23 protein-coding genes and 1 tRNA gene are annotated in these 24,823 nt (G+C 59.3%); 1 reads left to right on the top strand and 23 read right to left on the bottom strand.

From position 1 onward, the window contains the following. Window position 1: 1 nt before the first annotated feature. The 12 genes from rpsC to rpsL all read right to left on the bottom strand — a co-directional run bounded on the left by rpsC (window position 2) and on the right by rpsL (window position 8,884). Window positions 2-715, bottom strand: coding sequence for a 30S ribosomal protein S3 (gene rpsC, locus HGO38_RS19230; RefSeq protein ID WP_250957523.1), 714 nt, complete (start codon window positions 713-715; stop codon window positions 2-4). Then, window positions 715-1,104 carry a 50S ribosomal protein L22 gene (gene rplV / locus HGO38_RS19225; protein WP_168473104.1) on the bottom strand — a complete coding sequence of 130 codons (390 nt, stop codon included), beginning with the start codon at window positions 1,102-1,104 and terminating at the stop codon, window positions 715-717. Before rplV ends, rpsC begins: the two co-directional genes overlap by 1 nt. 2 nt (window positions 1,105-1,106) lie before the next feature. Further along, window positions 1,107-1,385, bottom strand: coding sequence for a 30S ribosomal protein S19 (gene rpsS, locus HGO38_RS19220; protein ID WP_054158102.1), 279 nt, complete (start codon window positions 1,383-1,385; stop codon window positions 1,107-1,109). Between the two features lie 15 nt (window positions 1,386-1,400). Beyond that, window positions 1,401-2,237, bottom strand: coding sequence for a 50S ribosomal protein L2 (rplB, locus tag HGO38_RS19215; protein WP_250957522.1), 837 nt, complete (start codon window positions 2,235-2,237; stop codon window positions 1,401-1,403). A 42-nt stretch (window positions 2,238-2,279) separates the two neighbouring features. After that, window positions 2,280-2,573, bottom strand: coding sequence for a 50S ribosomal protein L23 (locus tag HGO38_RS19210; protein ID WP_250957521.1), 294 nt, complete (start codon window positions 2,571-2,573; stop codon window positions 2,280-2,282). After that, the gene (gene rplD / locus HGO38_RS19205; RefSeq protein WP_250957520.1) at window positions 2,570-3,190 is read right to left on the bottom strand and encodes a 50S ribosomal protein L4; all 621 of its coding nucleotides are present in this window, start codon (window positions 3,188-3,190) and stop codon (window positions 2,570-2,572) included. Before rplD ends, HGO38_RS19210 begins: the two co-directional genes overlap by 4 nt. A 13-nt stretch (window positions 3,191-3,203) precedes the next feature. Continuing rightward, window positions 3,204-3,845 carry a 50S ribosomal protein L3 gene (rplC, locus tag HGO38_RS19200; RefSeq protein ID WP_250957519.1) on the bottom strand — a complete coding sequence of 214 codons (642 nt, stop codon included), beginning with the start codon at window positions 3,843-3,845 and terminating at the stop codon, window positions 3,204-3,206. A 173-nt stretch (window positions 3,846-4,018) separates the two neighbouring features. Continuing rightward, complete coding sequence (gene rpsJ / locus HGO38_RS19195; protein WP_006728688.1) at window positions 4,019-4,327, bottom strand: 30S ribosomal protein S10; 309 nt, start codon at window positions 4,325-4,327, stop codon at window positions 4,019-4,021. 256 nt (window positions 4,328-4,583) lie between these two features. Continuing rightward, window positions 4,584-5,759, bottom strand: coding sequence for an elongation factor Tu (gene tuf / locus HGO38_RS19190; RefSeq protein WP_250957518.1), 1,176 nt, complete (start codon window positions 5,757-5,759; stop codon window positions 4,584-4,586). Between the two features lie 70 nt (window positions 5,760-5,829). Further along, complete coding sequence (gene fusA, locus HGO38_RS19185; RefSeq protein ID WP_250957517.1) at window positions 5,830-7,929, bottom strand: elongation factor G; 2,100 nt, start codon at window positions 7,927-7,929, stop codon at window positions 5,830-5,832. Between the two features lie 31 nt (window positions 7,930-7,960). Then, window positions 7,961-8,431, bottom strand: a complete 471-nt coding sequence (gene rpsG, locus HGO38_RS19180) for a 30S ribosomal protein S7 (protein ID WP_168473111.1) — start codon at window positions 8,429-8,431, stop codon at window positions 7,961-7,963. Between the two features lie 81 nt (window positions 8,432-8,512). After that, window positions 8,513-8,884, bottom strand: coding sequence for a 30S ribosomal protein S12 (gene rpsL, locus HGO38_RS19175; RefSeq protein ID WP_003507760.1), 372 nt, complete (start codon window positions 8,882-8,884; stop codon window positions 8,513-8,515). A 509-nt stretch (window positions 8,885-9,393) separates the two neighbouring features. Between rpsL and HGO38_RS19170 the strand changes: the two genes are divergently transcribed. Further along, window positions 9,394-9,690 carry a transcriptional regulator gene (locus tag HGO38_RS19170; RefSeq protein WP_250957516.1) on the top strand — a complete coding sequence of 99 codons (297 nt, stop codon included), beginning with the start codon at window positions 9,394-9,396 and terminating at the stop codon, window positions 9,688-9,690. Window positions 9,691-9,774: 84 nt separating this feature from the next. Here HGO38_RS19170 and HGO38_RS19165 read toward each other — a convergent pair whose 3' ends face one another. The 11 genes from HGO38_RS19165 to tuf (HGO38_RS19115) form a co-directional block, all read right to left on the bottom strand. Then, window positions 9,775-10,830 (bottom strand): cytochrome-c peroxidase, encoded by a 1,056-nt coding sequence (locus HGO38_RS19165; RefSeq protein WP_250957515.1) that lies wholly within the window; start codon window positions 10,828-10,830, stop codon window positions 9,775-9,777. A gap of 182 nt (window positions 10,831-11,012) precedes the next feature. Next, the gene (gene rpoC, locus HGO38_RS19160) at window positions 11,013-15,227 is read right to left on the bottom strand and encodes a DNA-directed RNA polymerase subunit beta' (RefSeq protein ID WP_250957514.1); all 4,215 of its coding nucleotides are present in this window, start codon (window positions 15,225-15,227) and stop codon (window positions 11,013-11,015) included. Between the two features lie 198 nt (window positions 15,228-15,425). Then, window positions 15,426-19,568, bottom strand: coding sequence for a DNA-directed RNA polymerase subunit beta (gene rpoB, locus HGO38_RS19155; RefSeq protein ID WP_250957513.1), 4,143 nt, complete (start codon window positions 19,566-19,568; stop codon window positions 15,426-15,428). A gap of 264 nt (window positions 19,569-19,832) precedes the next feature. After that, entirely contained in the window at window positions 19,833-20,210 is a 378-nt protein-coding gene (gene rplL, locus HGO38_RS19150; protein ID WP_250957512.1) for a 50S ribosomal protein L7/L12, read from the bottom strand. A 58-nt stretch (window positions 20,211-20,268) separates the two neighbouring features. After that, entirely contained in the window at window positions 20,269-20,787 is a 519-nt protein-coding gene (rplJ, locus tag HGO38_RS19145; RefSeq protein ID WP_250957511.1) for a 50S ribosomal protein L10, read from the bottom strand. Between the two features lie 349 nt (window positions 20,788-21,136). Next, window positions 21,137-21,835, bottom strand: coding sequence for a 50S ribosomal protein L1 (gene rplA / locus HGO38_RS19140; RefSeq protein ID WP_250957510.1), 699 nt, complete (start codon window positions 21,833-21,835; stop codon window positions 21,137-21,139). Between the two features lie 2 nt (window positions 21,836-21,837). Continuing rightward, window positions 21,838-22,269: a 50S ribosomal protein L11 gene (gene rplK / locus HGO38_RS19135; RefSeq protein WP_250957509.1), complete on the bottom strand. Its 432-nt coding sequence runs from the start codon at window positions 22,267-22,269 to the stop codon at window positions 21,838-21,840. Between the two features lie 157 nt (window positions 22,270-22,426). Then, window positions 22,427-22,957 (bottom strand): transcription termination/antitermination protein NusG, encoded by a 531-nt coding sequence (gene nusG, locus HGO38_RS19130; RefSeq protein ID WP_250957508.1) that lies wholly within the window; start codon window positions 22,955-22,957, stop codon window positions 22,427-22,429. A 16-nt stretch (window positions 22,958-22,973) separates the two neighbouring features. Further along, on the bottom strand, window positions 22,974-23,174 hold the full coding sequence (gene secE / locus HGO38_RS19125) for a preprotein translocase subunit SecE (RefSeq protein WP_250957507.1): 201 nt from the start codon (window positions 23,172-23,174) through the stop codon (window positions 22,974-22,976). A 195-nt stretch (window positions 23,175-23,369) separates the two neighbouring features. After that, window positions 23,370-23,445 (bottom strand) — tRNA-Trp (locus tag HGO38_RS19120). A 385-nt stretch (window positions 23,446-23,830) separates the two neighbouring features. Next, window positions 23,831-24,823 (bottom strand): elongation factor Tu (gene tuf / locus HGO38_RS19115; RefSeq protein ID WP_250957506.1); only part of this gene is annotated, 993 nt, incomplete at its 5' end.

Below are 24,823 nucleotides of genomic sequence, written 5' to 3'. Positions count from 1 at the left end.
ATTACGCGTTCTCGCGGCGGCGGTTGTTGGTGCTGCTGCCCTGGGCGTCGCCTTCGAGCGCACGACGTTCCGAAGCCGTCGGATCGTGCTCAAGGATTTCGCCCTTGAAGATCCAGACCTTGATGCCGCAGATACCGTAAGCAGTGGTCGCTTCCGCGACACCGTAGTCGATATCGGCACGCAGCGTGTGAAGCGGCACGCGACCTTCGCGGTACCATTCGGTACGCGCGATTTCGGCACCACCGAGACGACCGGCGCAGGTGATCTTGATGCCTTCGGCGCCAAGACGCATGGCCGACTGAACGGCACGCTTCATGGCACGACGGAACGCGATACGGCGCTCGAGCTGCTGGGCGATCGACTGGGCAACCAGGGTTGCGTCGACTTCCGGCTTGCGCACTTCAACGATGTTGAGGTGCGTTTCCGAGTTGGTCATCTCGCCAAGCTTCTTGCGAAGCTTTTCGATGTCCGCACCCTTCTTGCCGATGATCAGGCCCGGGCGAGCCGAGTGGATCGTGACGCGGCACTTCTTGTGCGGACGCTCGATGACCACCTTGGCGATGCCGGCCTGCTTCAGCTCGTCCATCAGATACGCGCGGATCTTCAGATCCTCGTGCAGCAGCTGGCCGTATTCGGCATTGTCGGCGAACCAGCGGCTATCCCAGGTCCGGTTGATTCCAAGACGGAAACCGATTGGATTGATCTTCTGACCCATTATGCGGCCTCCACTTTGGCTTCGACTTCGCGCACGACGATGGTCAGATGCGAGAACGGCTTTTCAATGCGCGATGCCCGGCCACGGCCACGAGCGTGGAAACGCTTCATGGTGATCGACTTGCCGACATAGGCTTCCGCTACGATCAGCTGGTCAACGTCGAGATCGTGGTTGTTCTCGGCATTGGCAATCGCCGATTCCAGCGTCTTCTTGACGGTGCCGGCGATGCGCTTGCGCGAGAATTCCAGATCAGCGAGAGCGCGCTCGACCTTCTTGCCGCGGATCAGTGCCGCGACCAGATTCAGCTTCTGGGGGCTGACGCGGATCGTGCGCGCAATTGCCTGCGCCTCGTTATCCTTCAGCCGGCGTTCGGCTTTTGCCTTGCCCATGATTACTTCCTCTTCGCTTTCTTGTCCGCACCGTGACCGTAATAGGTCCGGGTGGGAGCGAATTCACCGAACTTGTGTCCGACCATGTCTTCGTTGACGTTGACCGGGATGTGTTTGCTGCCGTTGTAGACACCGAAGGTGAGACCGACGAACTGCGGCAGGATGGTGGAGCGACGGCTCCACATCTTGATCACTTCGCTACGACCGCCTTCACGAACCTTCTCAGCCTTCTTGAGAAGATAGCCGTCAACAAACGGGCCTTTCCATACTGAACGAGCCATTCCTGACTACCTCTCTTACTTCTTCGTCTTGTGGCGCGAACGCATGATGAACTTGTCGGTCGACTTGTTCGAACGCGTACGCTTGCCCTTGGTCGGCTTGCCCCATGGGGTTACCGGATGGCGGCCACCAGAGGTGCGGCCTTCGCCGCCGCCGTGCGGATGGTCAACCGGGTTCATGACAACGCCGCGAACGTGCGGACGCTTGCCGCGCCACACCGAACGACCGGCCTTGCCGTCGTTGATGTTGCCGTGATCCGGGTTCGAGACGGCGCCGATGGTGGCAAGGCAGGAGCCGTGCACCAGGCGCTGTTCGCCCGAATTCAGGCGAAGGATCGCCATGCCCTGGTCACGACCGACGAGCTGCACATAGGTGCCTGCGGAGCGGGCCATCTGGCCGCCCTTGCCCGGCTTCATTTCGACGTTATGCACGATCGAACCAACCGGGATGTACTGCAGCGGCATGGTGTTGCCGGGCTTGACGTCGACGGCCTTCTCCGAAGCGATGACCTTGTCGCCGGCAGCAAGACGCTGCGGAGCGATGATGTAGGCCTGCTCGCCATCGGCATAGTTGATCAGCGCGATGAACGCCGTGCGGTTCGGGTCGTATTCCAGACGCTCGACGGTGCCTTCGACTTCGAACTTGCGACGCTTGAAGTCGACCAGACGGTAGGTCCGCTTGTGACCGCCGCCCTGATAGCGAACGGTGATACGGCCGGTATTGTTACGACCGCCCTTCGAGGACAGGCCTTCCGTCAGAGACTTGACCGGCTTGCCCTTGTGCAGGCCGGACCGGTCGACGATGACCAGCTGACGCTGGCTAGGGGTGGTCGGATTGAAACTTTTCAATGCCATTATCTTGTTCCCTTTTGGGTATCTACCCTACTGGGCCTATCCTTAGACACCGGTTGACACATCGATGGACTGACCGTCGGCGAGCGTAACGATCGCCTTCTTCACGTCCTTCTGCTTTCCGGTGAACCCGCGGAAACGCTTGGTCTTTCCCTTGCGCAGCAATGTGTTCACGGCCATGACCTTGACACCGAAGAGCGCTTCGACGGCAGCCTTGATTTCAGGCTTCGAAGCCGTCTTGGCGACGTTGAAGACGACCTGGTTCTGTTCGGATGCCAGGGTCGACTTTTCGGTGATCGAGGGAGATACGATCACATCGTAGTGGCGAAGATCAGTCATTTGAACCGCTCCTCCAGAGCTTCAACCGCAGCCTTGGAAAGCACCAGCTTGCCGCGACGCAGGATGTCATAAACGTTGATGCCCTGAACCGGCAGAACATCGATATTCGGGATGTTTGCGGCTGCGAGCTTGAAATTGCTGTCGAGTTCAACGCCGCCGATCATCAGGGCGTTGGTCAGGCCGAGCGAAGCAAAGCTTCCGATCAGCGCCTTGGTCTTGGGATCCGTCGATACGAGCTGATCGATGATGATCAGGTCTTCGGACTTCAGCTTGGCCGAGAGCGCATGACGCAGAGCCAGGGCACGAACCTTCTTCGGCAGGTCATGGGCGTGGCTGCGAACAACCGGGCCATGGGCCTTGCCGCCGCCGCGAAACTGCGGAGCGCGAGCCGAATGGTGACGAGCACGACCGGTGCCCTTCTGCTTGTACATCTTGGCGCCGGTGCGGGATACTTCCGCACGGGTCTTGGTCTTGTGCGTGCCCTGACGCTTGTTGGCAAGCTGCCAACGGATCATGCGGGCGAGAATATCTTCGCGGGGATCGAGGCCGAAAATGGCATCCGACAGGGAAACCGTGCCGGCATCTTTACCCTCGAGGGTTTTGACGTTGAGTTCCATATGCTTGGCTCCCTTACTTCGATGCCGACTTGACGGCGTCGCGCACGATGATCCAGGAACCCTTGGAACCGGGCACAGCGCCCTTCACCAGGATGAGGCCACGATCTTCATCGGTCGAAACGACTTCCAAATTCTGGGTGGTGACGCGGGTCTGACCCATGTGGCCAGCCATGCGCTTGCCCTTCCAGACCTTGCCCGGATCCTGGTTGGAACCGGTCGAACCGTGCGAACGGTGCGAGACCGACACGCCGTGGGTGGCCCGAAGACCGCCGAAGTTATGGCGCTTCATGGCACCGGCAAAACCCTTACCGATGGTCGTGCCCGTGACGTCGACCAACTGGCCGGCGGCAAAATGGCTCGCCATGATCTGGGCGCCGATGTCGATCATGTTGTCTTCCGACACGCGGAATTCAACGAGCTTCGCCTTCGGCTCTACGCTTGCAGCGGCAAAATGGCCGCGCAGGCTCTTGGTCGTGTTCTTGACCTTGGCAACACCGGCACCGATCTGGATCGCCGTATAGCCGTGTTTGTCGACAGTGCGCTGGGCTACCACCTGGCAGCTATCCATGCGCAAAACCGTTACTGGAATGTGCTCGCCGGCGTCGTTGTAGACCCGGGTCATTCCCACTTTCTGTGCAATCACACCTGAACGCATTGGTTCATTCCTCTTGAGAGTCGAGTCGGGGCCTTGCGGCCCTCCCCCTGCCTCTTTGTTTAAGGATTCCACTCAAGCCCTTCCGGACCATCGGGTTTCCCGTTTCGAGAAGTCGTTGGCAGGTCTTGCCACGTACCTTCCTTGTTATTTCGGCTCTCGCCGGAATTCCATTTTTAGAGCTTGATCTCGACGTCTACGCCGGCAGCCAGGTCGAGCTTCATCAGCGCGTCAACCGTCTGAGGGGTCGGGTCTACGATATCCAGCAGGCGCTTATGCGTGCGCATTTCGAACTGTTCGCGGCTCTTCTTATCGACGTGCGGCGAACGGTTAACGGTGAATTTTTCAATGCGAGTCGGGAGCGGTACCGGGCCGCGAACGCTTGCACCGGTGCGCTTAGCGGTCGAAACAATCTCCCGCGTGGAGGCATCGAGAACCCGGTGATCAAACGCCTTGAGGCGGATGCGGATATTCTGGCCGTTCATTCGACATGTCCTTGTTTGTTCTAGCGTCCCGCATACGCAGAGACAGTGAATTACCAATACTGGCCGGCCCCCGATTTTCAAAAATCACAGGGACACCGCGGGGTGCCCCTGTCACTTATAAAGTAGAAGGAGACCTGCCATCTGAAACCGTCTCCGGTTCCATGAAAAGCAGTGCCGAGCCGGATCGTGCAAATCACACGATCCGAGCGTCATCGTGGCCGGCGACATACAACGCCGCCGGCATTTCGTCAATCAATTAAGCGACGATCGAGGCAACGATGCCGGCGCCGACGGTGCGGCCGCCTTCGCGGATGGCGAAGCGCAGCTTTTCTTCCATGGCGATCGGGTTGATCAGCGTGACCTTGACGGTGACGTTGTCGCCCGGCATGACCATTTCCGTGCCTTCCGGCAGCTCAACGATGCCCGTCACGTCCGTCGTGCGGAAGTAGAACTGCGGACGGTAGTTGGTGAAGAACGGCGTATGACGGCCGCCTTCTTCCTTGGTCAGGATATAGGCTTCGGCCATGAAGGTCGTGTGCGGCTTGACAGAGCCCGGCTTGCAGAGGATCTGGCCACGCTCGACGCCGTCACGCTGTACGCCACGGATCAGCGCGCCGATGTTGTCGCCGGCCTGGCCCTGGTCGAGCAGCTTGCGGAACATTTCAACGCCGGTCACGGTGGTCTTGGTGGTGGCGCGGATGCCGACGATTTCGACTTCTTCGCCAACCTTGACGATACCACGCTCGACGCGGCCGGTCACAACCGTACCACGGCCGGAGATCGAGAACACGTCTTCGATCGGCAGCAGGAACGGCAGGTTGATCGGACGCTCAGGCGTCGGGATATAGGCGTCGACAGCAGCCATCAGCTCGCGGATCGCGTCTTCGCCGATCTTCTTGTTCGAATCTTCAAGAGCGGCCAGAGCCGAGCCCTTGACGATCGGGATATCGTCGCCGGGGAAGTCGTAGGACGACAGAAGTTCGCGCACTTCGAGCTCGACGAGCTCCAGCAGCTCTTCGTCGTCGACCTGGTCGACCTTGTTCAAGAACACGACGATCGCCGGAACGCCAACCTGACGAGCGAGCAGGATGTGCTCGCGGGTCTGCGGCATCGGGCCGTCGGCAGCCGAGCAGACCAGGATCGCGCCGTCCATCTGGGCAGCGCCGGTGATCATGTTCTTGACGTAGTCGGCGTGGCCGGGGCAGTCGACGTGGGCGTAGTGGCGGGCAGCCGTTTCATACTCGACGTGGGCCGTCGAGATGGTGATGCCGCGGGCCTTTTCTTCCGGAGCAGCGTCGATCTGGTCATAGGCCTTGTACTCACCAAAATACTTGGTGATGGCGGCCGTCAACGACGTCTTGCCATGGTCAACGTGGCCGATCGTGCCAATGTTAACGTGCGGCTTGTTGCGCTCAAACTTACTCTTTGCCATTTTCGGCTCTCCGTTTCTGTTCCCCCAGACGGGGGATATTCTTTGTTACTTACAAAAGCCCGGGGGCCGATTACTTCTGGCCAGAATACTTGGCCTGGATTTCCTGTGCGACGTTCGAAGGGACCGGCGCATAATGGTCGAAGGTCATCGAGTACTGGGCGCGACCCTGGCTCATCGAGCGAAGGTTGTCGACATACTTGAACATGTTGGCCAGCGGGACGTTGGCGTTGATGACAACGGCAACACCGCGGGCTTCCTGACCCTGGATCTGACCACGACGGGAGTTCAGATCGCCGATCACGTCACCGACGTAGTCTTCAGGCGTTACGACTTCCACCTTCATCATCGGCTCGAGCAGCTGAGCACCAGCCTTCTTGGCTGCTTCACGGAAGCAGGCACGCGAGGCGATTTCGAAGGCGAGAACCGAGGAGTCGACGTCATGGTAGGCGCCGTCGATCAGGGTTGCCTTGACGCCCAGCATCGGGAAGCCGGCCAGCGGACCCGAAGACAGAACGCTTTCGATGCCCTTCTGAACGCCGGGGATGTATTCCTTGGGAACGGAACCGCCAACGACCTTGGACTCGAACTTGAAGTCTTCGCCATCCGGGTTCGGTTCGAACACGATCTTGACGCGTGCGAACTGACCGGTACCACCCGACTGCTTCTTGTGGGTGTAGTCTTCTTCGTGGGTGCGCGTGATGGTTTCGCGGTAGGCAACCTGCGGCGCGCCGACAGTTGCTTCCACCTTGAACTCACGACGCATGCGGTCGACGAGAATGTCGAGATGCAGTTCGCCCATGCCGGCGATGATCGTCTGGCCGGATTCCTCGTCGGTCTTGACGCGGAAGGACGGATCTTCAGCAGCCAGGCGGTTGAGCGCGAGGCCCATCTTTTCCTGGTCGCCCTTGGTCTTCGGCTCGATGGCGATCTGGATGACCGGCTCGGGGAATTCCATGCGCTCCAGGATAACCTGCTTCAGCGGATCGCAGAGCGTGTCGCCGGTGGTGGTTTCCTTGAGACCGGCAAGCGCCACGATGTCGCCTGCAAAGGCTTCTTCGATGTCTTCACGGGAGTTGGAATGCATCTGCAGCATACGGCCGACGCGCTCGCGCTTTTCCTTGACCGTGTTCATGACCGACGTGCCCTTTTCGAGCTTGCCGGAATAGATGCGGGCGAAGGTGAGCGAACCGACGAAGGGGTCGTTCATGATCTTGAAGGCGAGCATGGACAGCGGCTCGTCGTCGGACGGATGACGTTCGATTTCGGCTTCCGTCTTGACGTCGATACCCTTGATGGACGGGATATCGAGCGGCGAAGGCAGGTAGTCGCAAACGGCGTCGAGCAGAGGCTGTACGCCCTTGTTCTTGAAGGCCGTGCCGCAGAACATCGGATGGAACTTGACGTCGATGGTGCCGCGGCGAACGAGCGCACGGATCTGGTCGTTGTCAGGCATCACGCCGTTCAGATAGGCTTCGGTTGCCGCTTCATCGATATCGACGACCTGTTCGATCATCTTCTCGCGGTATTCCTGGGCTTTCGCCTTCATGTCTTCCGGAATTTCGACGACGTCCCACTGAGCGCCGAGCGATTCGTCGCGCCAGATGAGAGCGTTCATCTCGATCAGGTCGATGACGCCCTTGAACTCGGTTTCCGCACCGATCGGCAGCTGCATGACAACAGCGATGGCGCCGAGACGGGTCTTGATCATTTCCACCGAGCGGTAGAAGTCAGCGCCGGTCTTGTCCATCTTGTTGCAGAAGATCATGCGCGGAACATGGTACTTCTCAGCCTGACGCCAGACGGTTTCGGTCTGCGGTTCAACGCCGGCATTGGCGTCGAGCAGAGCGATGGCACCGTCGAGCACGCGCAGCGAACGTTCGACTTCGATGGTGAAGTCGACGTGGCCGGGGGTGTCGATGATGTTGAAGCGGCGCATCTTGCCGTCGCGACCCTTCCAGTAGGTCGTGGTCGCAGCAGACGTGATGGTGATGCCGCGTTCCTGCTCCTGCTCCATCCAGTCCATCGTGGCAGCGCCATCGTGAACTTCGCCGATCTTGTGCGACTTGCCGGTGTAATAAAGAATACGCTCGGTGGTCGTCGTCTTGCCGGCGTCGATATGCGCCATGATGCCGAAGTTGCGGTAGTCTTCGATTTTATATTCGCGAGCCATTGTGGACTGCCTTTCGAAATCTGTTCGTCGATTACCAGCGATAATGCGAGAATGCGCGGTTAGCGTCGGCCATCTTGTGTGTGTCTTCGCGCTTCTTGACAGCAGAACCGCGGTTGTTTGCGGCGTCCATGAGTTCGCCCGACAGGCGATCAACCATGGTGGTCTCGTTGCGCTTGCGAGCAGCAGTGATCAACCAACGGATGGCCAGTGCCTGGCGGCGCTCGGGACGAACGTCAACCGGAACCTGGTAGGTCGCACCACCAACGCGGCGCGAACGAACTTCAACATGCGGCGCGATGTTTTCGAGCGCCTGATGGAAGATCGTGATCGGCTCCTGCTTGGTCTTGGCCTGAACGCTGTCAAACGCACCGTAAACGATGGTTTCGGCCACGGACTTCTTGCCGTGCAACATGATGGCGTTCATGAACTTGGTGACGACGAGATCGCCGAACTTCGGGTCCGGATTGATCTCACGCTTTTCTGCTTTATGGCGACGGGACATACTTCTTGTCTCTCAACTTGTGTGTAAGCGCCTTAACACGCGGAGAACCTCGCGCAGCGCTGGAAAAAATACGAATGCCGATTACTTCGGACGCTTCGCACCATACTTCGAACGGCGCTGCTTGCGGTTCTTGACGCCCTGCGTATCGAGAACACCACGAATGATGTGATAACGAACGCCCGGCAAGTCCTTGACGCGGCCGCCGCGGATCATGACAACCGAGTGTTCCTGAAGGTTGTGGCCTTCACCCGGAATGTAGCCGATCACTTCGAAGCCATTGGTCAGGCGGATCTTGGCAACCTTACGAAGCGCCGAGTTCGGCTTCTTCGGGGTCGTCGTGTAAACACGAGTGCAAACACCACGCTTCTGCGGATTTTCCTGCAGAGCGGGAACCTTGTTACGCTTTACCTGCGCCTGACGCGGCTTGCGGATCAGCTGATTTACGGTAGGCATATAACCATCCCTTGCAAATTCTTGTCTCTCAGGCCCTTTCGGACCCATACTTTGCCGTCACCGGCGGTGGTCGCACAATTTTCGTCATACGCAAAATGCGGCCCGACCCGTTCATCACGGATGGGCCACAAAAAGCAGAGGACGCACTAAAAGTGCGTCATGCGTGCAGCATTGTCGTCTTCACGTGCGATTAGAACCTTGTTTGAGACGAACTCCAGAACGCGTCGTTCCGAATGGACAGGCCTCACATGGGATCTGATGAGGGGCGTGTTACTGTTTTCCCCCGGTTCCGTCAAGTCTCTATCGAAATTTATTGGCCTGCATGCCCTGCCGGGCAAGCCCTTTGGCCCTTTGGTAAAGGCTTTCTACACAAATTGCTGGGCGGAATCCGAAATGCATTGGGCTTTTCAGAATTTTGCCGATAAGAATCGCCAAACGGCACTCCATGCCCCCATGACCATAGCGGTTCGCTCCACGAATCGAGATCACAGCGAAGAAGGACGAGTCGCATGATCAGCACTCCCGACAATGACAACAATCTCGACGGCCCGATGGTGTTCATCATCATCGCCAAGGCCTACGAGAAGGACGGCGACGACGAAGGCATCGACCTTCACATCATGTTGAGCGCTCCGGATGACGATTCGGCCGTGCGCGAGGCGCTCAACGCGCTTGCCGAGGAAGGCTTCCTGGAAGCCGACCTCGACCAGATCGGCATGGTCAGCGAGATCCCCGAAGAAGAGCCGCATGCTTCGGCCTATCAGGGCGCGCTGCAGGGCGAAGTGGCGATCATCCGCTTCTCCTGATCCTGCCTGCCCGATTGCGGCCAGACCGCACGACCAAGGGGCCGTCCGTTGCCGGACGGCCCCTTTTATTGTCGGCATGAACGGTCAGTTATGCTTGATCTCGCCACTTGGCCGCGGTGTCTTGTCCGTTTCGGCCGGAAGGATCGGATAGGTAACCTCCGGAACCCTGCCGGTCAGGGATTCGAGGAAGGCGACGATCTTGTCGCTCTCCTGATCGTTGATCGCCTCGCCCAGCTGCGACACGCCCATGATGCCGACGGCCTGTTTCAGGTCCCAGACCTTGCCGGAATGGAAATAGGGCGCCGTCAGGGCGATGTTGCGCAAGGGGGCTGCCCGGAACACATAGCTGTCGTCCGCCGTATTGGTCACGGCAAAGCGGCCCTTGTCGTTTTCCGGCAGGACATCCGCACCGGGCTTTTCGATCAGGCCGAAGGGGAAATACCCCTCCCCGCCGAGATTGATGCCGGCATGGCAGGACGAACAGCCCTTGTCGATGAACAGAGCCAGACCCTGCTTCTGCTCGGCGGTCATGGCGTTGTCGTCACCGTTGAGGAACGCGTCGAACGGCGCCGGGGTGACGAGGGTTGCTTCGAAGGCCTCGATCGCCTTGGCGAAATTGTCGAAGGTGACCGGATCCTCCTCGCCTGGGAAGGACGCCTTGAACCAGGCAACGTAGTCCGGCATGGACTTCAGCGTCGTCACGACCTGGGTGGGCGTGTTGGCCATCTCGACACCGGCCTGGACCGGCCCCTTGGCCTGGGCGGCAAGGTCTTCGGCGCGGCCATCCCAGAACTGTGCCTTGTTGAAGACGGCATTGAAGACCGTCGGCGCGTTGCGCGGTCCCTTCTGCCAGCCGTGACCGATCGAGGTCTCGAGATTGTCGTCACCGCCGGTGCCAAGGTTGTGACAGGAATTGCAGGAGAAGACGCCCGAGGCGGAGATGCGCGGATCGAAGAACAGCGCCTTTCCGAGCGCAATCTTGTCGGGCGTGATCGGATTGTGGGCGACCGCGGGGGTGGTCGATGGCAGGGGCTTGAAGATTTCCAGCGCGCTGTCGCGCAGATCGGCAGGAACCGGATCGGCGGCGAACGCTGCCGTTGCCAGCAGGATTGCCGCAACCGTTGAAACGAGTTTTTTCATAAGAACCTCCGTTCGTTGTGAACAAAGGCAGTTTAGAATCCGTAAAAACTGGAACCTTGCGCTGGATCAAGGCCCTCCCCGCCATGCCCCGCGCCAAAAGCCAAAAACGCCCGGATTTCTCCGGGCGTTTATCAATGATCAAAACGACGGCTGCGACAAAATCGCACCCTTGATCGCAAGCCTTATTCGGCGGCTGGAGCCGCTTCCGGCTTGGCCATGTCGCGCAGCATCGGGGTTGCAATATCTGCCCCGCTGCCCTTGCGGCGTTCCTCGAGAATGAGGTCGTCGCGCGAGGTGGCGATACGGCGGATCTGCGTCATGGTGCCACCGGTACCGGCCGGGATCAGACGGCCGACGATGACGTTTTCCTTCAGGCCCTGCAGCGTGTCGGTCTTGCCGGCAATCGCTGCTTCGGTCAGCACCTTGGTCGTTTCCTGGAAGGACGCGGCCGAGATGAAGGACGGGGTCTGCAGCGAGGCCTTGGTGATGCCGAGCAGGACCGGATCGCCGTAAGCCGGCTTCTTGCCCTGTTCGATCAGGCCGTCATTGACGCCTTCCAGTTCGATGCGGTCGACATTGTCACCGACGATATAGGTCGAGTCACCGGCGTCGGTGATTTCAACCTTCTGCAGCATCTGGCGAACGATCACTTCGATGTGCTTGTCGTTGATCACAACGCCCTGCAGACGGTAGACTTCCTGGATTTCGTTGACCAGGTAGGAAGCAAGTGCCTCCACGCCCTTGATCGCCAGGATGTCGTGCGGTGCCGGATTGCCGTCGAGGATGTAGTCGCCCTTTTCGATATAGTCGCCTTCCTGAAGATGGAAGGGCTTGCCCTTCGGGATCAGGTATTCGACCGGCTCGACACCGTCTTCGGCAGGCTCGATGATGACGCGACGCTTGTTCTTGTAGTCGCGGCCCAGGCGGATCGTACCATCGATCTCAGCGATGATGGCGTGGTCCTTCGGACGACGGGCTTCGAACAGTTCGGCAACACGCGGCAGACCACCGGTGATGTCCTTGGTCTTGGCGCTTTCCAGCGGCGAACGTGCCAGCACGTCGCCCTGGGACACCTTCTGACCCGGCTCGACCGAGAGGATCGCATCCACCGACAGGTGGAAACGAGCTTCGCCGCCACGCGAGACCTTCAGAACATTGCCGGCGGCGTCCTTGATGACGATGGCAGGCTTCAGATCCGAACCGCGCGGGGTCGAACGCCAGTCGATAACCTGACGCTTGGTGATGCCGGTCGACTCGTCGGTGGCTTCCAGAACGGAGAGACCGTCGACGACGTCTTCGAAGTGAACGATACCTTCCACTTCCGTCATCATCGGACGTGTGTAGGGGTCCCACTCGGCCAGACGCTGGCCGCGCTTTACCTTGTCATTGTCATCGACATAGATCTTCGAACCATAGGCGACACGCTGAGCGGAGCGCTCGACACCACGCTCGTCGAGAATGGTGATGGCCATGCTGCGGCCCATGGCAACCAGGTTGCCATCGGAGTTGCGCAGCATGTTGCGGTTCTTGATCTGAACCGTGCCCTCATACGAGGCTTCCAGGAACGATTGGTCGACCACGGTCGCCGTGCCGCCCAAGTGGAAGGTACGCATGGTGAGCTGGGTGCCCGGCTCGCCGATCGACTGCGCGGCGATAACGCCAACGGCTTCGCCCATGTTGACGGGCGTGCCGCGGGCCAGATCTCGGCCGTAGCAGACGCCGCAGACGCCGGTCTGAACTTCGCAGGTCAGAGCCGAACGGATGCGGATCGACTGGATGCCAGCCTTCTCGATTTCGACGACGTCGGCTTCGAGGATCATGCGGCCGGCATCGACGATGCGCACACCGGTGACCGGATGATCGATATCGTCCAGCGCGGTACGACCGAGAACACGAACACCAATCGAGGCCACGACCTGACCGGCATCGACGATGGCCGTCATGGTGAGGCCCTTGTCGGTGCCGCAATCCACGAGGTTGACGATGCAATCCTGGGCGACGTCGACGAGACGACGCGTCAGGTAACCGGAGTTCGCGGTCTTCAAGGCCGTGTCTGCAAGACCCTTACGGGCACCGTGGGTCGAGTTGAAGTACTCGTTAACGGTCAGACCTTCCTTGAAGTTCGAGATGATCGGCGTCTCGATGATTTCGCCCGAAGGCTTGGCCATCAGGCCGCGCATGCCGCCCAGCTGACGCATCTGGTTCGGAGAACCACGCGCACCGGAGTGGGACATCATGTAGATGGCGTTCATCGGCTTCTGGCGACCGGTGGCCGTATCGAACTCGACAGCCTTAATGCGGGCCATCATGTCTTCAGCGACCTTTTCGGTGGCCTTGCCCCAGGCATCAACGACCTTGTTGTACTTTTCGCCCTGGGTGATCAGGCCGTCATTGTACTGCTGTTCGTATTCCTTGACCAAGGTTTCGGTGTCACCAACGATCTTCACCTTGGTTTCCGGAATGACCATGTCGTCCTTGCCGAACGAAATGCCGGCGCGGCAGGCGTGGGCAAAGCCGAGCTGCATGATGCGGTCGCAGAAAATGACCGTGTCCTTCTGACCGCAGTGACGGTAAACCGTGTCGATCATCTTGGAGATGTTCTTCTTGGTCATTTCCTGGTTGCAGGTGTCGAATGGCACGTTGACGTTCTTGGGCAGAAGTTCGCCGATGATCATGCGGCCAGGCGTGGTTTCGAAGATCTTCGAAACGGGCTTGCCTTCGGCATCGACCGTCTTGAAACGGCCGCGGATCTTGGCATGCAGGGTGACGACCTTGTTTTCCAGGGCGTGGTGCAATTCGCCGAGGTCAGAGAAAGCCATGCCTTCGCCCGGCTCGTTCTGGTTCATGATCGACAGATAGTAGAGACCCAGAACCATGTCCTGCGACGGAACGATGATAGGTGCGCCGTTGGCCGGATGCAGGATGTTGTTGGTCGACATCATCAGCACGCGGGCTTCAAGCTGGGCTTCGAGCGACAGCGGCACGTGAACGGCCATCTGGTCGCCGTCGAAGTCGGCGTTGAAGGCCGTGCAGACGAGCGGATGCAGCTGGATGGCCTTGCCTTCGACCAGGATCGGTTCAAAGGCCTGGATGCCCAGACGGTGCAGCGTCGGCGCGCGGTTGAGCAGCACCGGATGCTCGCGGATAACCTCGTCGAGGATATCCCAGACTTCCGGCTTTTCCTTTTCAACCAGCTTCTTGGCCTGCTTGACGGTCGAGGAATAACCCTTGGCGTCGAGACGGGCGTAGATGAACGGCTTGAACAGTTCGAGCGCCATCTTCTTCGGCAGGCCGCACTGGTGCAGCTTCAGTTCCGGACCGGTCACGATAACCGAACGGCCGGAATAGTCGACGCGCTTGCCGAGCAGGTTCTGGCGGAAGCGGCCCTGCTTGCCCTTGAGCATATCGGACAGCGACTTCAGCGGACGCTTGTTGGCGCCGGTGATGACGCGGCCGCGACGGCCGTTGTCGAACAGCGCGTCCACAGATTCCTGCAGCATGCGCTTTTCGTTACGGATGATGATGCCCGGCGCGCGCAGCTCGATCAGGCGCTTCAGACGGTTGTTACGGTTGATGACGCGACGATAGAGATCGTTCAGGTCAGACGTCGCGAAACGGCCACCGTCCAGCGGCACCAGCGGACGCAGGTCCGGCGGGATCACGGGAACGACCTTCATGATCATCCATTCCGGCTTGTTGCCGGATTCCATGAAGTTCTCGACGATCTTCAGACGCTTCATCAGCTTCTTCTGCTTCAGATCCGATGTCGTCTCGGCCAGATCGGCGCGCAGGTCGCCGGCGATCTTTTCGAGGTTCATCGACGCCAGCATTTCGTAGATCGCTTCAGCACCGATCATGGCCGTGAACTGATCTTCGCCGAATTCATCGACGGCGATCATGTATTCTTCTTCCGACAGAAGCTGATTTTCCTTCAGCGACGTCAGGCCCGGCTCGGTGACAATGTAGTTCTCGAAATAGAGAACGCGCTCGACATCCTTCAACGTCATGTCGAGAAGGGTCGAGATACGGCTCGGAAGCGACTTCAGGAACCAGATATGGGCAACGGGAGCTGCAAGCTCGATATGGCCCATGCGCTCACGGCGAACGCGCGACAGCGTGACTTCAACGCCGCACTTTTCGCAGATGATGCCCTTGTACTTCATACGCTTGTACTTGCCGCACAAGCATTCGTAATCCTTGATCGGTCCGAAAATGCGGGCGCAGAACAAACCGTCGCGCTCTGGCTTGAACGTGCGGTAGTTGATCGTTTCCGGCTTCTTGATCTCGCCGTACGACCAGGAAAGAATCTTCTCTGGCGAAGCGATCGAGATCCGGATGGAATCGAAATGCTGCGCCGGAACCTGCGGATTGAAAAGATTCATGACCTCTTGGTTCATGCCTGTCTCCTTCATGGGGCGCGATGGCCCTCAGCTTGGTCTCGAATGCGGCGAATTCCCGGGACGCCGCTCCGATCCCTAAAAACGACAATAACCGCAAAATGCGGCAAAACTCCCCTCGCCGCGCCACAGATTACTTCGGGCGACCCTGGGGAATACGGCGCGTGCTGGTGACCAGCACGCGCCTTGTCAAAACACTTACTCGGCTGCGTCCGGCAACTGGCCTGCCTGAGCCTCGTCGAGCTTGGAATTCTCCAACTCGACGCTGAGACCCAGCGAGCGCATTTCCTTGACGAGAACGTTGAAGCTTTCCGGAATACCGGCCTCGAACGTATCGTCGCCTCGGACGATCGCCTCGTAGACCTTGGTACGGCCAGCCACGTCGTCCGACTTCACCGTCAGCATTTCCTGCAGGGTGTAGGCGGCGCCGTAGGCTTCGAGAGCCCAGACTTCCATTTCCCCGAAGCGCTGACCGCCGAACTGCGCCTTACCACCGAGCGGCTGCTGGGTGACGAGCGAGTAAGGACCGATCGAACGGGCGTGGATCTTGTCGTCGACCAGGTGGTTGAGCTTCAGCATATAGATGTAGCCAACGGTCACCTGACGGTCGAACTGTTCGCCCGTACGTCCGTCATAGAGAGTCGACTGGCCCGATTCCTTCAGGCCTGCCTGCACCAGCATCTCGTTGACGTCGGCTTCCACCGCGCCATCGAAGACCGGCGTGGCGATCGATACGCCGCGACGGGTCTGTTCTGCCAGACGGACGATCGACTCATCGTCGTAGTCCTTGATCGGCTCACCCTTCGGACCGGAACCGATGACGCTGTCGATCACATCACGCAGCGGCTGGATTTCAGCCCCTGCCTTGTATGCGTCGAGCATCGCACCGATCTTCTTGCCCATGCCGGCACAAGCCCAGCCCAGATGCGTTTCCAGGATCTGGCCAACGTTCATGCGCGACGGCACGCCGAGCGGGTTCAACACCACGTCGACATGGGTTCCGTCTTCCAGGAACGGCATGTCTTCGACCGGAACGATCCGCGACACGACGCCCTTGTTGCCATGACGGCCGGCCATCTTGTCGCCCGGCTGGATCTTGCGCTTCACAGCGACGAAGACCTTGACCATCTTCATGACACCCGGAGGCATTTCGTCGCCGCGCTGGACCTTTTCGACCTTGTCCATGAAGCGCTGTTCGAGCAGCGACTTGGACTCGTCGTACTGGCCACGCAGGGCTTCCAATTCGGTCTGGAAGCTCTCGTCTTCGACGGCAAACATCCACCATTGCGACCGCGGATACTCGCTGATCACATCATTGGCGAGCGTGACGCCCTTCTTGAAGCCCTTCGGGCCGGCAATCGCGGTCTGGCCACGCAGCATGTCCAGCAGACGACCGTAGATGTTACGGTCGAGGATGGCCTGCTCGTCGTCGCGGTCCTTGGCGAGACGCTCGATTTCCTCGCGCTCGATCGCCATCGCACGTTCGTCCTTTTCAACGCCGTGGCGGTTGAAAACACGAACTTCGACGATGGTGCCGAAGGTGCCCGGAGGCATGCGCATCGAGGTGTCGCGAACGTCAGAGGCCTTTTCACCGAAGATGGCGCGCAGAAGCTTTTCTTCCGGCGTCATCGGGCTTTCGCCCTTCGGCGTGATCTTGCCGACGAGGATGTCGCCAGGCGCCACTTCCGCACCGATATAGACGATACCGGCTTCGTCGAGGTTCTTCAGCGCTTCTTCCGAAACGTTCGGAATGTCGCGGGTGATTTCTTCCGGACCAAGCTTGGTGTCGCGCGCCATCACTTCGAATTCTTCGATGTGGATGGAGGTGAACACGTCGTCGGACACGATACGCTCGGAGAGCAGGATCGAGTCTTCGTAGTTGTAGCCGTTCCACGGCATGAACGCGACGAGCGCGTTGCGGCCGAGTGCCAGATCGCCCAGATCCGTCGACGGACCGTCGGCGATGATGTCGCCCTTGTTGAGGACGTCGCCGACATTGACCAGCGGACGCTGGTTGATGCAGGTGTTCTGGTTGGAACGCTGGAACTTCTGCAGGCGATAGATGTCAACGCCGGACTTCGACGATTCCAGATCTTCCGTGGCGCGGATAACGATACGCGTCGCATCGACCTGGTCGACCACGCCGCCACGACGGGCAGCAATGGCAGCGCCGGAGTCGCGCGCCACGACCGGCTCCATGCCGGTGCCGACGAACGGCGCTTCGGCGCGGACCAGAGGTACGGCCTGACGCTGCATGTTCGAGCCCATCAGAGCGCGGTTGGCGTCGTCGTTTTCCAGGAACGGGATGAGCGCTGCCGCAACAGACACGAGCTGCTTCGGCGAAACGTCCATCAGGTTCACGGTGTCGCGCGGCGCCAGCATAACTTCGCCGGCATGACGGCAAACCACGAACTCTTCGACGAACGTGAAGTCCGAGGTCAGTTCCGAGTTCGCCTGGGCGACGTAATACTTCGCTTCTTCCATGGCCGACAGATAGACAACGTCGGTGGTGACCTTGCCGTCGACGATCTTGCGGTACGGGCTTTCGATGAAGCCGTACTTGTTGACGCGTGCGAAGGTGGCCAGCGAGTTGATCAGACCGATGTTCGGGCCTTCCGGCGTTTCGATCGGGCAAATACGGCCGTAATGGGTCGGATGAACGTCGCGGACTTCGAAGCCGGCGCGCTCACGGGTCAGACCACCCGGTCCAAGAGCCAAGAGACGGCGCTTGTGGGTGATTTCCGAAAGCGGGTTCACCTGGTCCATGAACTGCGACAGCTGCGAGGAGCCGAAGAATTCGCGAACGGCGGCGGCAGCCGGCTTGGCGTTGATCAGGTCCTGCGGCATGACGGTGTCGATCTCGATCGACGACATGCGTTCCTTGATGGCGCGTTCCATGCGCAACAGACCCAGGCGGTACTGGTTCTCCATCAATTCACCGACAGAACGAACGCGGCGGTTGCCGAGATTGTCGATATCGTCGATCTCGCCCTTGCCGTCGCGCAGTTCGACCAGCATCCGGACCACGGCCAGGATGTCGTCCTTGCGCAGAACGCGAACGGTATCGGCGACTTCGAGGTCGAGGCGCATGTTCATCTTGACGCGGCCGACGGCCGACAGATCATAGCGCTCGGCATCGAAGAACAGCGAGTTGAACATCGCTTCGGCCGATTCCATGGTCGGCGGTTCACCCGGACGCATGACGCGGTAGATGTCGAACAGCGCGTCCTGGCGGTTCTCGTTCTTGTCGGCGGTCAGCGTGTTGCGGATATAGGCGCCGATATTGATATGGTCGATGCCCAGAACCGGAATGGACGTGAAACCGGCATCCAGAATGATCGGCAAAGTCTTTTCGTCGATCTCGTCGCCGGCTTCGAGGAAGATCTCGCCGGTCGCCATGTTGACGATGTCTTCGGCCAGGAAGTTGCCATAGAGTTCGTCGTCGGTGGCCTTCAGGGCCTTCAGGCCCTTGTCCTGCAACTGACGAAGCAGGCGCGGGGTCATCTTCTTGCCGGCTTCGACAGCGACTTCACCGGTATCGGCGTCGATCAGGTCGACAATCGTCTTGGCGCCCTTCATCGTTTCCGGATTGAAGGGAATGCGCCAGCCGCCCTTGGCGTCGCGCTCATAGTTCGACTTGGTATAGAAGGTCGAGAGAATCTCTTCGCCGTCCATGCCCAGCGCCATCAGCAGCGAGGTCACGGGGATCTTGCGGCGACGGTCGATACGGGCGTGGACGATGTCTTTGGCGTCGAATTCGATGTCGAGCCAGGAACCGCGATACGGGATGACACGCGCGGCAAACAGCAGCTTGCCCGACGAATGGCTCTTGCCCTTGTCGTGGTCAAAGAACACGCCTGGCGAACGGTGCATCTGCGAGACGATAACGCGCTCGGTGCCGTTGACGATGAACGTGCCGTTATTGGTCATGAGCGGCATGTCGCCCATGTAAACCGACTGTTCCTTGATGTCCTTGATCGAGCGGGCGCCCGTATCCTCGTCGATATCGAACACGATGAGGCGCAGCGTCACTTTCAGCGGCGCTGCGTAGGTCAGATCGCGCTGACGGCACTCGTCGACGTCGAATTTCGGCGGTTCGAATTCATAGGACACGAATTCCAGCATCGACGCACCGGAGAAGTCGGTGATCGGGAAAACGGACCTGAACACGGCTTGAAGTCCCTCATCGGGACGGCCACCCTGAGGCTCGTCAACCATGAGGAACTGGTCGTAGGACGCCTTTTGAACCTCAATGAGGTTGGGCATCTCAGCGACTTCTGGAATTTTACCAAAAAACTTGCGTACGCGCCTGCGACCGTTAAACGAAAGGGTCTGAGCCATCGTCGCTCCTTTAAATTTTGCATCCGGGCCTGCAACGGACGGGGTTCGATGGCCAGTCGATCCCGTCAATCAATGGATTTTTTCAATCTCGTTTCACATCCCGAAACCGCAGGCCGGATTGCCAATGACGGTTCGGTTCGAAACTATCCTCTTGAAGAACCCATTACCCAAAAGCCGTTTTGACGGGCTTTTGGGTAATCCGTTCACGCAGAAATTGTGCCCGGGAGGGGGCTTGTCACCCTCTCCCGACCACGATTGTCAATATTACTTGACGTCGACCTTAGCGCCGGTGTCTTCAAGCTTCTTCTTGAGATCAGCAGCTTCAGCCTTGTTAACGCCTTCCTTGACAGCCTTCGGAGCGGCTTCAACGAGGTCCTTGGCTTCCTTCAGGCCGAGGCCTGTGATAGCGCGGACTTCCTTGATGACGTTGATCTTGTTGGCGCCAACGTCGACGAGGATAACGTCGAACTCGGTCTTTTCTTCTTCAACGACAGCAGCAGCGCCAGCGCCGCCGGCAGCAGCAACGGCTACCGGAGCAGCGGCGGAAACGCCCCACTTTTCTTCGAGAAGCTTCGACAGTTCTGCGGCTTCCAGAACGGTCAGGGCAGAGAGGTCGTCTACGATCTTTGCGAGATCAGCCATTTTACTAGTTCCTTATATTCGGTTCGAACCGGTTTGATATAACAGCGAAAAATCCGCCTTAAGCGGCTTCGTCCTTCTTGGCATAGGCGGCGAACACGCGGGCCAGCTGAGCTGCCGGTGCTGCGACAACGCCTGCAATGCGGGTAGCCGGTGTCTGGATCATGCCCAGCAGCTTCGCACGCAGTTCGTCCAGCGAAGGCAGGGTCGCAAGCGACTTGACTGCATCGGCGCTGAGCGTCGTTGTTCCCATGGAACCACCCAGAACAATGATCTTGTCATTGGTCTTGGCGAAATCCATGACGACCTTGGGAGCGGTGATCGGGTCATTGCTGTAGGCAATGAGCGTCTGACCCTTGAACAGGTCCGACATCCCTTCCGCTTCCGTGCCCTGAAGAGCGATCTTGGCCAGGCGGTTTTTCGCGACTTTGACGGTACCGCCAGCTGCGCGCATTTTCGAACGGAAGTCGTTCATTTGCGCAACCGTGACACCAGCATAGTGGGCCACGACAACCGAACCGGAAGCCTTAAAGACTTCGTTCAGCTCCGTGACGAATTCGCGTTTTTCCGCTCTTTCCACTGTCTGTCTCCAGTTGACAGGATCGAAATCCAACGATCCTGCCGGGTTTGCCTTTGCCTCAAGGGATCCAATCACATCGGATCCCAAGCGGCGCTTGAGGATCCTGTCCCCTCGCACTGTCACCCGAAGGCTCCAGGCACAAGGCACACAAGGCTCGAACCGATTTTTTTCAAGACGTTGAAACGTCTCTTTAAAATCCGGGTCTTACCCGTCTCATGCCGGCTAAACGATTAAGGCCTAGGCCACCAGCAATCTCGGACAGGAAATCCGGGTTTCCCCGGACATCTCCGGCCCCGAAGGGCCGGAAATTCTTGGATAACCGGAGCCTCCAAGGGCTCCGGCAAATTCTTTAAGCGGCGGTAACCGAGGTCGGGTCGATCTTGACGCCCGGGCCCATGGTCGAAGAGATGGCTACGCGCTTGACGTAGTTACCCTTGGCACCAGCCGGCTTTGCCTTGACGACGGCGTCGGCAAAAGCCTTGATGTTTTCTTCCAGAGCCTTGGCATCGAACGAGGCCTTGCCGATACCGGCATGGATGATACCAGCCTTCTCGACGCGGAACTCGACAGCACCGCCCTTGGAAGCCTTGACGGCGCCAGCGACGTCCATGGTCACGGTACCGACCTTCGGGTTCGGCATCATGCCGCGGGGGCCGAGAACCTTACCGAGACGACCGACCAGCGGCATCATGTCCGGGGTGGCGATGCAACGATCGAAGTCGATCTTGCCGCCCTGGACGATTTCGACCAGGTCTTCTGCGCCGACGATATCGGCACCAGCAGCCTTGGCTTCATCAGCCTTGGCGCCGCGTGCGAACACGGCAACGCGAACGTCACGGCCGGTACCGTTCGGCAGGTTGACGACGCCACGAACCATCTGGTCGGCGTGACGCGGGTCAACGCCGAGGTTCATCGAGATTTCCACGGTTTCGTCGAACTTGGCGACGGCCCGTTCCTTGACCATGACGATGGCGTCGGACAGAGCAACGAGCTTTGTCGGGTCAACGCCTTCGCGGATCTTCTGCATGCGCTTTGCGAGCTTAGCCATGATCAACCTACCACTTCCAGGCCCATGGAGCGGGCAGAGCCCTCGACCATTGCCATTGCGCCTTCGACGTCAGCCGCGTTCAGATCCTTCATCTTGGCAGTCGCGATCGTGCGGATCTGCTCCTTGGTGAGGGAACCAGCCTTCGGGCCCTTGCCGGGCGTCTTCGAGCCGGACGTCAGCTTCGCTTCCTTCTTCAGGAAGTAGCTGACCGGCGGCTGCTTCATGATGAAGGTGAAGGACTTGTCCTGATAGTAGGTGATGACGACCGGGATCGGCATGCCCTTTTCAAGTTCCTGCGTGGCGGCATTGAACGCCTTGCAGAATTCCATGATGTTTACGCCACGCTGACCAAGCGCCGGGCCGATTGGCGGGGACGGGTTCGCCGATCCTGCCTTGACCTGAAGCTTGAGCTGGCCTGCAACTTTCTTAGCCATTTCTCTCTGCCTTTCGTAACGGACCGGTTTCCCGGCCCCGATATGCCGGACATGTCCGGCGGCTGCGGTTGCGTGGTACGGACGATGGATCCGGCTTCAGATCCCCAATCCTTCCACGCGTTTTAAGGCGAGACCCAAGGCCCCGCCTTCTTTAAGCTCAGACCTTTTCGACCTGGGCGTATTCCAATTCGACCGGGGTTGCACGACCGAAGATGGAGACTTCCACCTTCAAGCGCGAACGCTCCTCGTCGACATCCTGCACGGTGCCGTTGAACGATGCGAACGGACCATCGGACACGCGAACCTGCTCGCCGATCTCGAACGACACCGAAGACTTCGGACGCTCGACACCTTCCTGAACCTGGCCAAGGATACGCTCGGCCTCAAAGTCCGGGATAGGAACAGGCTTGTTGTCAGACCCCAGAAAGCCGGTGACCTTCGGGGTATTCTTGATAAGGTGATAAGCCTCATCGGTCAGGTTTGCCCGCACCAATACGTAGCCCGGGAAAAACTTGCGCTCGCTGTCGACCTTGCGGCCGCGGCGAACTTCAACAACCTTCTCGGTCGGAACAAGGATCCTCTCGAACAGATGCGACAGACCCTTCTGTCGCGCCTTGTTCTCGATGTCCTCGGCCACCTTTTTTTCAAAATTTGAATAAGCGTGGACGATATACCAACGCGCCGCCATGTTCGTCTCCGCCCGATTATTTGCCGACGTTCAGCACCAAGCTGATCAACCAGCCGATCAGCTGGTCTGCCGCAAAGAAAAACAGCGCGGCAAAGACGACCATGAACAACACCATAGCCGTGGAGATCATGGTTTCACGACGCGACGGCCATGTCACCTTGGACGTCTCGGAGCGGACCTGCTGCAGAAACGCGAATGGATTTGTCTTCGATGCCATCTATTGCCCACGCATATACGGCGCGTAAAGCTGAACATTTCAGCCCCACGCACCGCGTGTCTGTTTGAACCCCTACATAAACACCGATTCCCTTTTTCACAAGGGATATTCGATCTTCAGCGAAAATTTAACCGTTATCCGGTTCGTCCCCTGCCGGTCCTGCAGCAAACCTGATGCGCTTTCCGGCAGATGGAATGGCAGGGGCAGCCGGGCTTGAACCGACGACCTGCGGTTTTGGAGACCGCCGCTCTACCAACTGAGCTATACCCCTATGCCTTGTTTCTCCTTCGAGAAACCGCCTGCAAACTTGCGCTTGCGGGCATGGCGCTCCCTTTACGGTGCTCCGCGCGGATTGGCAAGTCTGTTTTTTGGTTTTCGACGGTCAATCACTGGCAATCCCCTGTCACCGTCTCCGGACAGCCGTGCGGACCGTGGCAGAGGGCCATTCAGGGCACCGTTGACGGAGGCGGGGACCGTCACATCGTCGATCCGGCTCCCCTTGAGACTGGAGGACGCCGGCATGAGCCGCTGCGCGGCATCGTCAACCCCTCGCCTCCCTCGGGCCAGGCCGCGGAGCGGGCAATCTGGCATTTCCCAACAGAAAAGGCCCCGCCGTTGCCGGCAGGGCCTCCCTAATTCAATCAACCGAGCTCGGATTAAGCGACGATCGAGGCAACGATGCCGGCGCCGACGGTGCGGCCGCCTTCGCGAATTGCGAAGCGCAGCTTTTCTTCCATGGCGATCGGGTTGATCAGCGTGACCTTGACGGTGACGTTGTCGCCCGGCATGACCATTTCCGTGCCTTCCGGCAGCTCAACGATGCCCGTCACGTCCGTCGTGCGGAAGTAGAACTGCGGACGGTAGTTGGTGAAGAACGGCGTATGACGGCCGCCTTCTTCCTTGGTCAGGATATAGGCTTCGGCCATGAAGGTCGTGTGCGGCTTGACAGAGCCCGGCTTGCAGAGGATCTGGCCACGCTCGACGCCGTCACGCTGTACGCCACGGATCAGCGCGCCGATGTTGTCGCCGGCCTGGCCCTGGTCGAGCAGCTTGCGGAACATTTCAACGCCGGTCACGGTGGTCTTGGTGGTGGCGCGGATGCCGACGATTTCGACTTCTTCGCCAACCTTGACGATACCACGCTCGACGCGGCCGGTCACAACCGTACCACGGCCGGAGATCGAGAACACGTCTTCGATCGGCAGCAGGAACGGCAGGTTGATCGGACGCTCAGGCGTCGGGATATAGGCGTCGACAGCAGCCATCAGCTCGCGGATCGCGTCTTCGCCGATCTTCTTGTTCGAATCTTCAAGAGCGGCCAGAGCCGAGCCCTTGACGATCGGGATATCGTCGCCGGGGAAGTCGTAGGACGACAGAAGTTCGCGCACTTCGAGCTCGACGAGCTCCAGCAGCTCTTCGTCGTCGACCTGGTCGACCTTGTTCAAGAACACGACGATTGCCGGAACGCCAACCTGACGGGCGAGCAGGATGTGCTCGCGGGTCTGCGGCATCGGGCCGTCGGCAGCCGAGCAGACCAGGATCGCGCCGTCCATCTGGGCAGCGCCGGTGATCATGTTCTTGACGTAGTCGGCGTGGCCGGGGCAGTCGACGTGGGCGTAGTGGCGGGCAGCCGTTTCATACTCGACGTG

This window comes from Rhizobium sp. CG5, from assembly GCF_023701945.1.
Classification (GTDB): domain Bacteria; phylum Pseudomonadota; class Alphaproteobacteria; order Rhizobiales; family Rhizobiaceae; genus Allorhizobium.
This window is presented reverse-complemented; position numbering and strand designations above follow the sequence as displayed.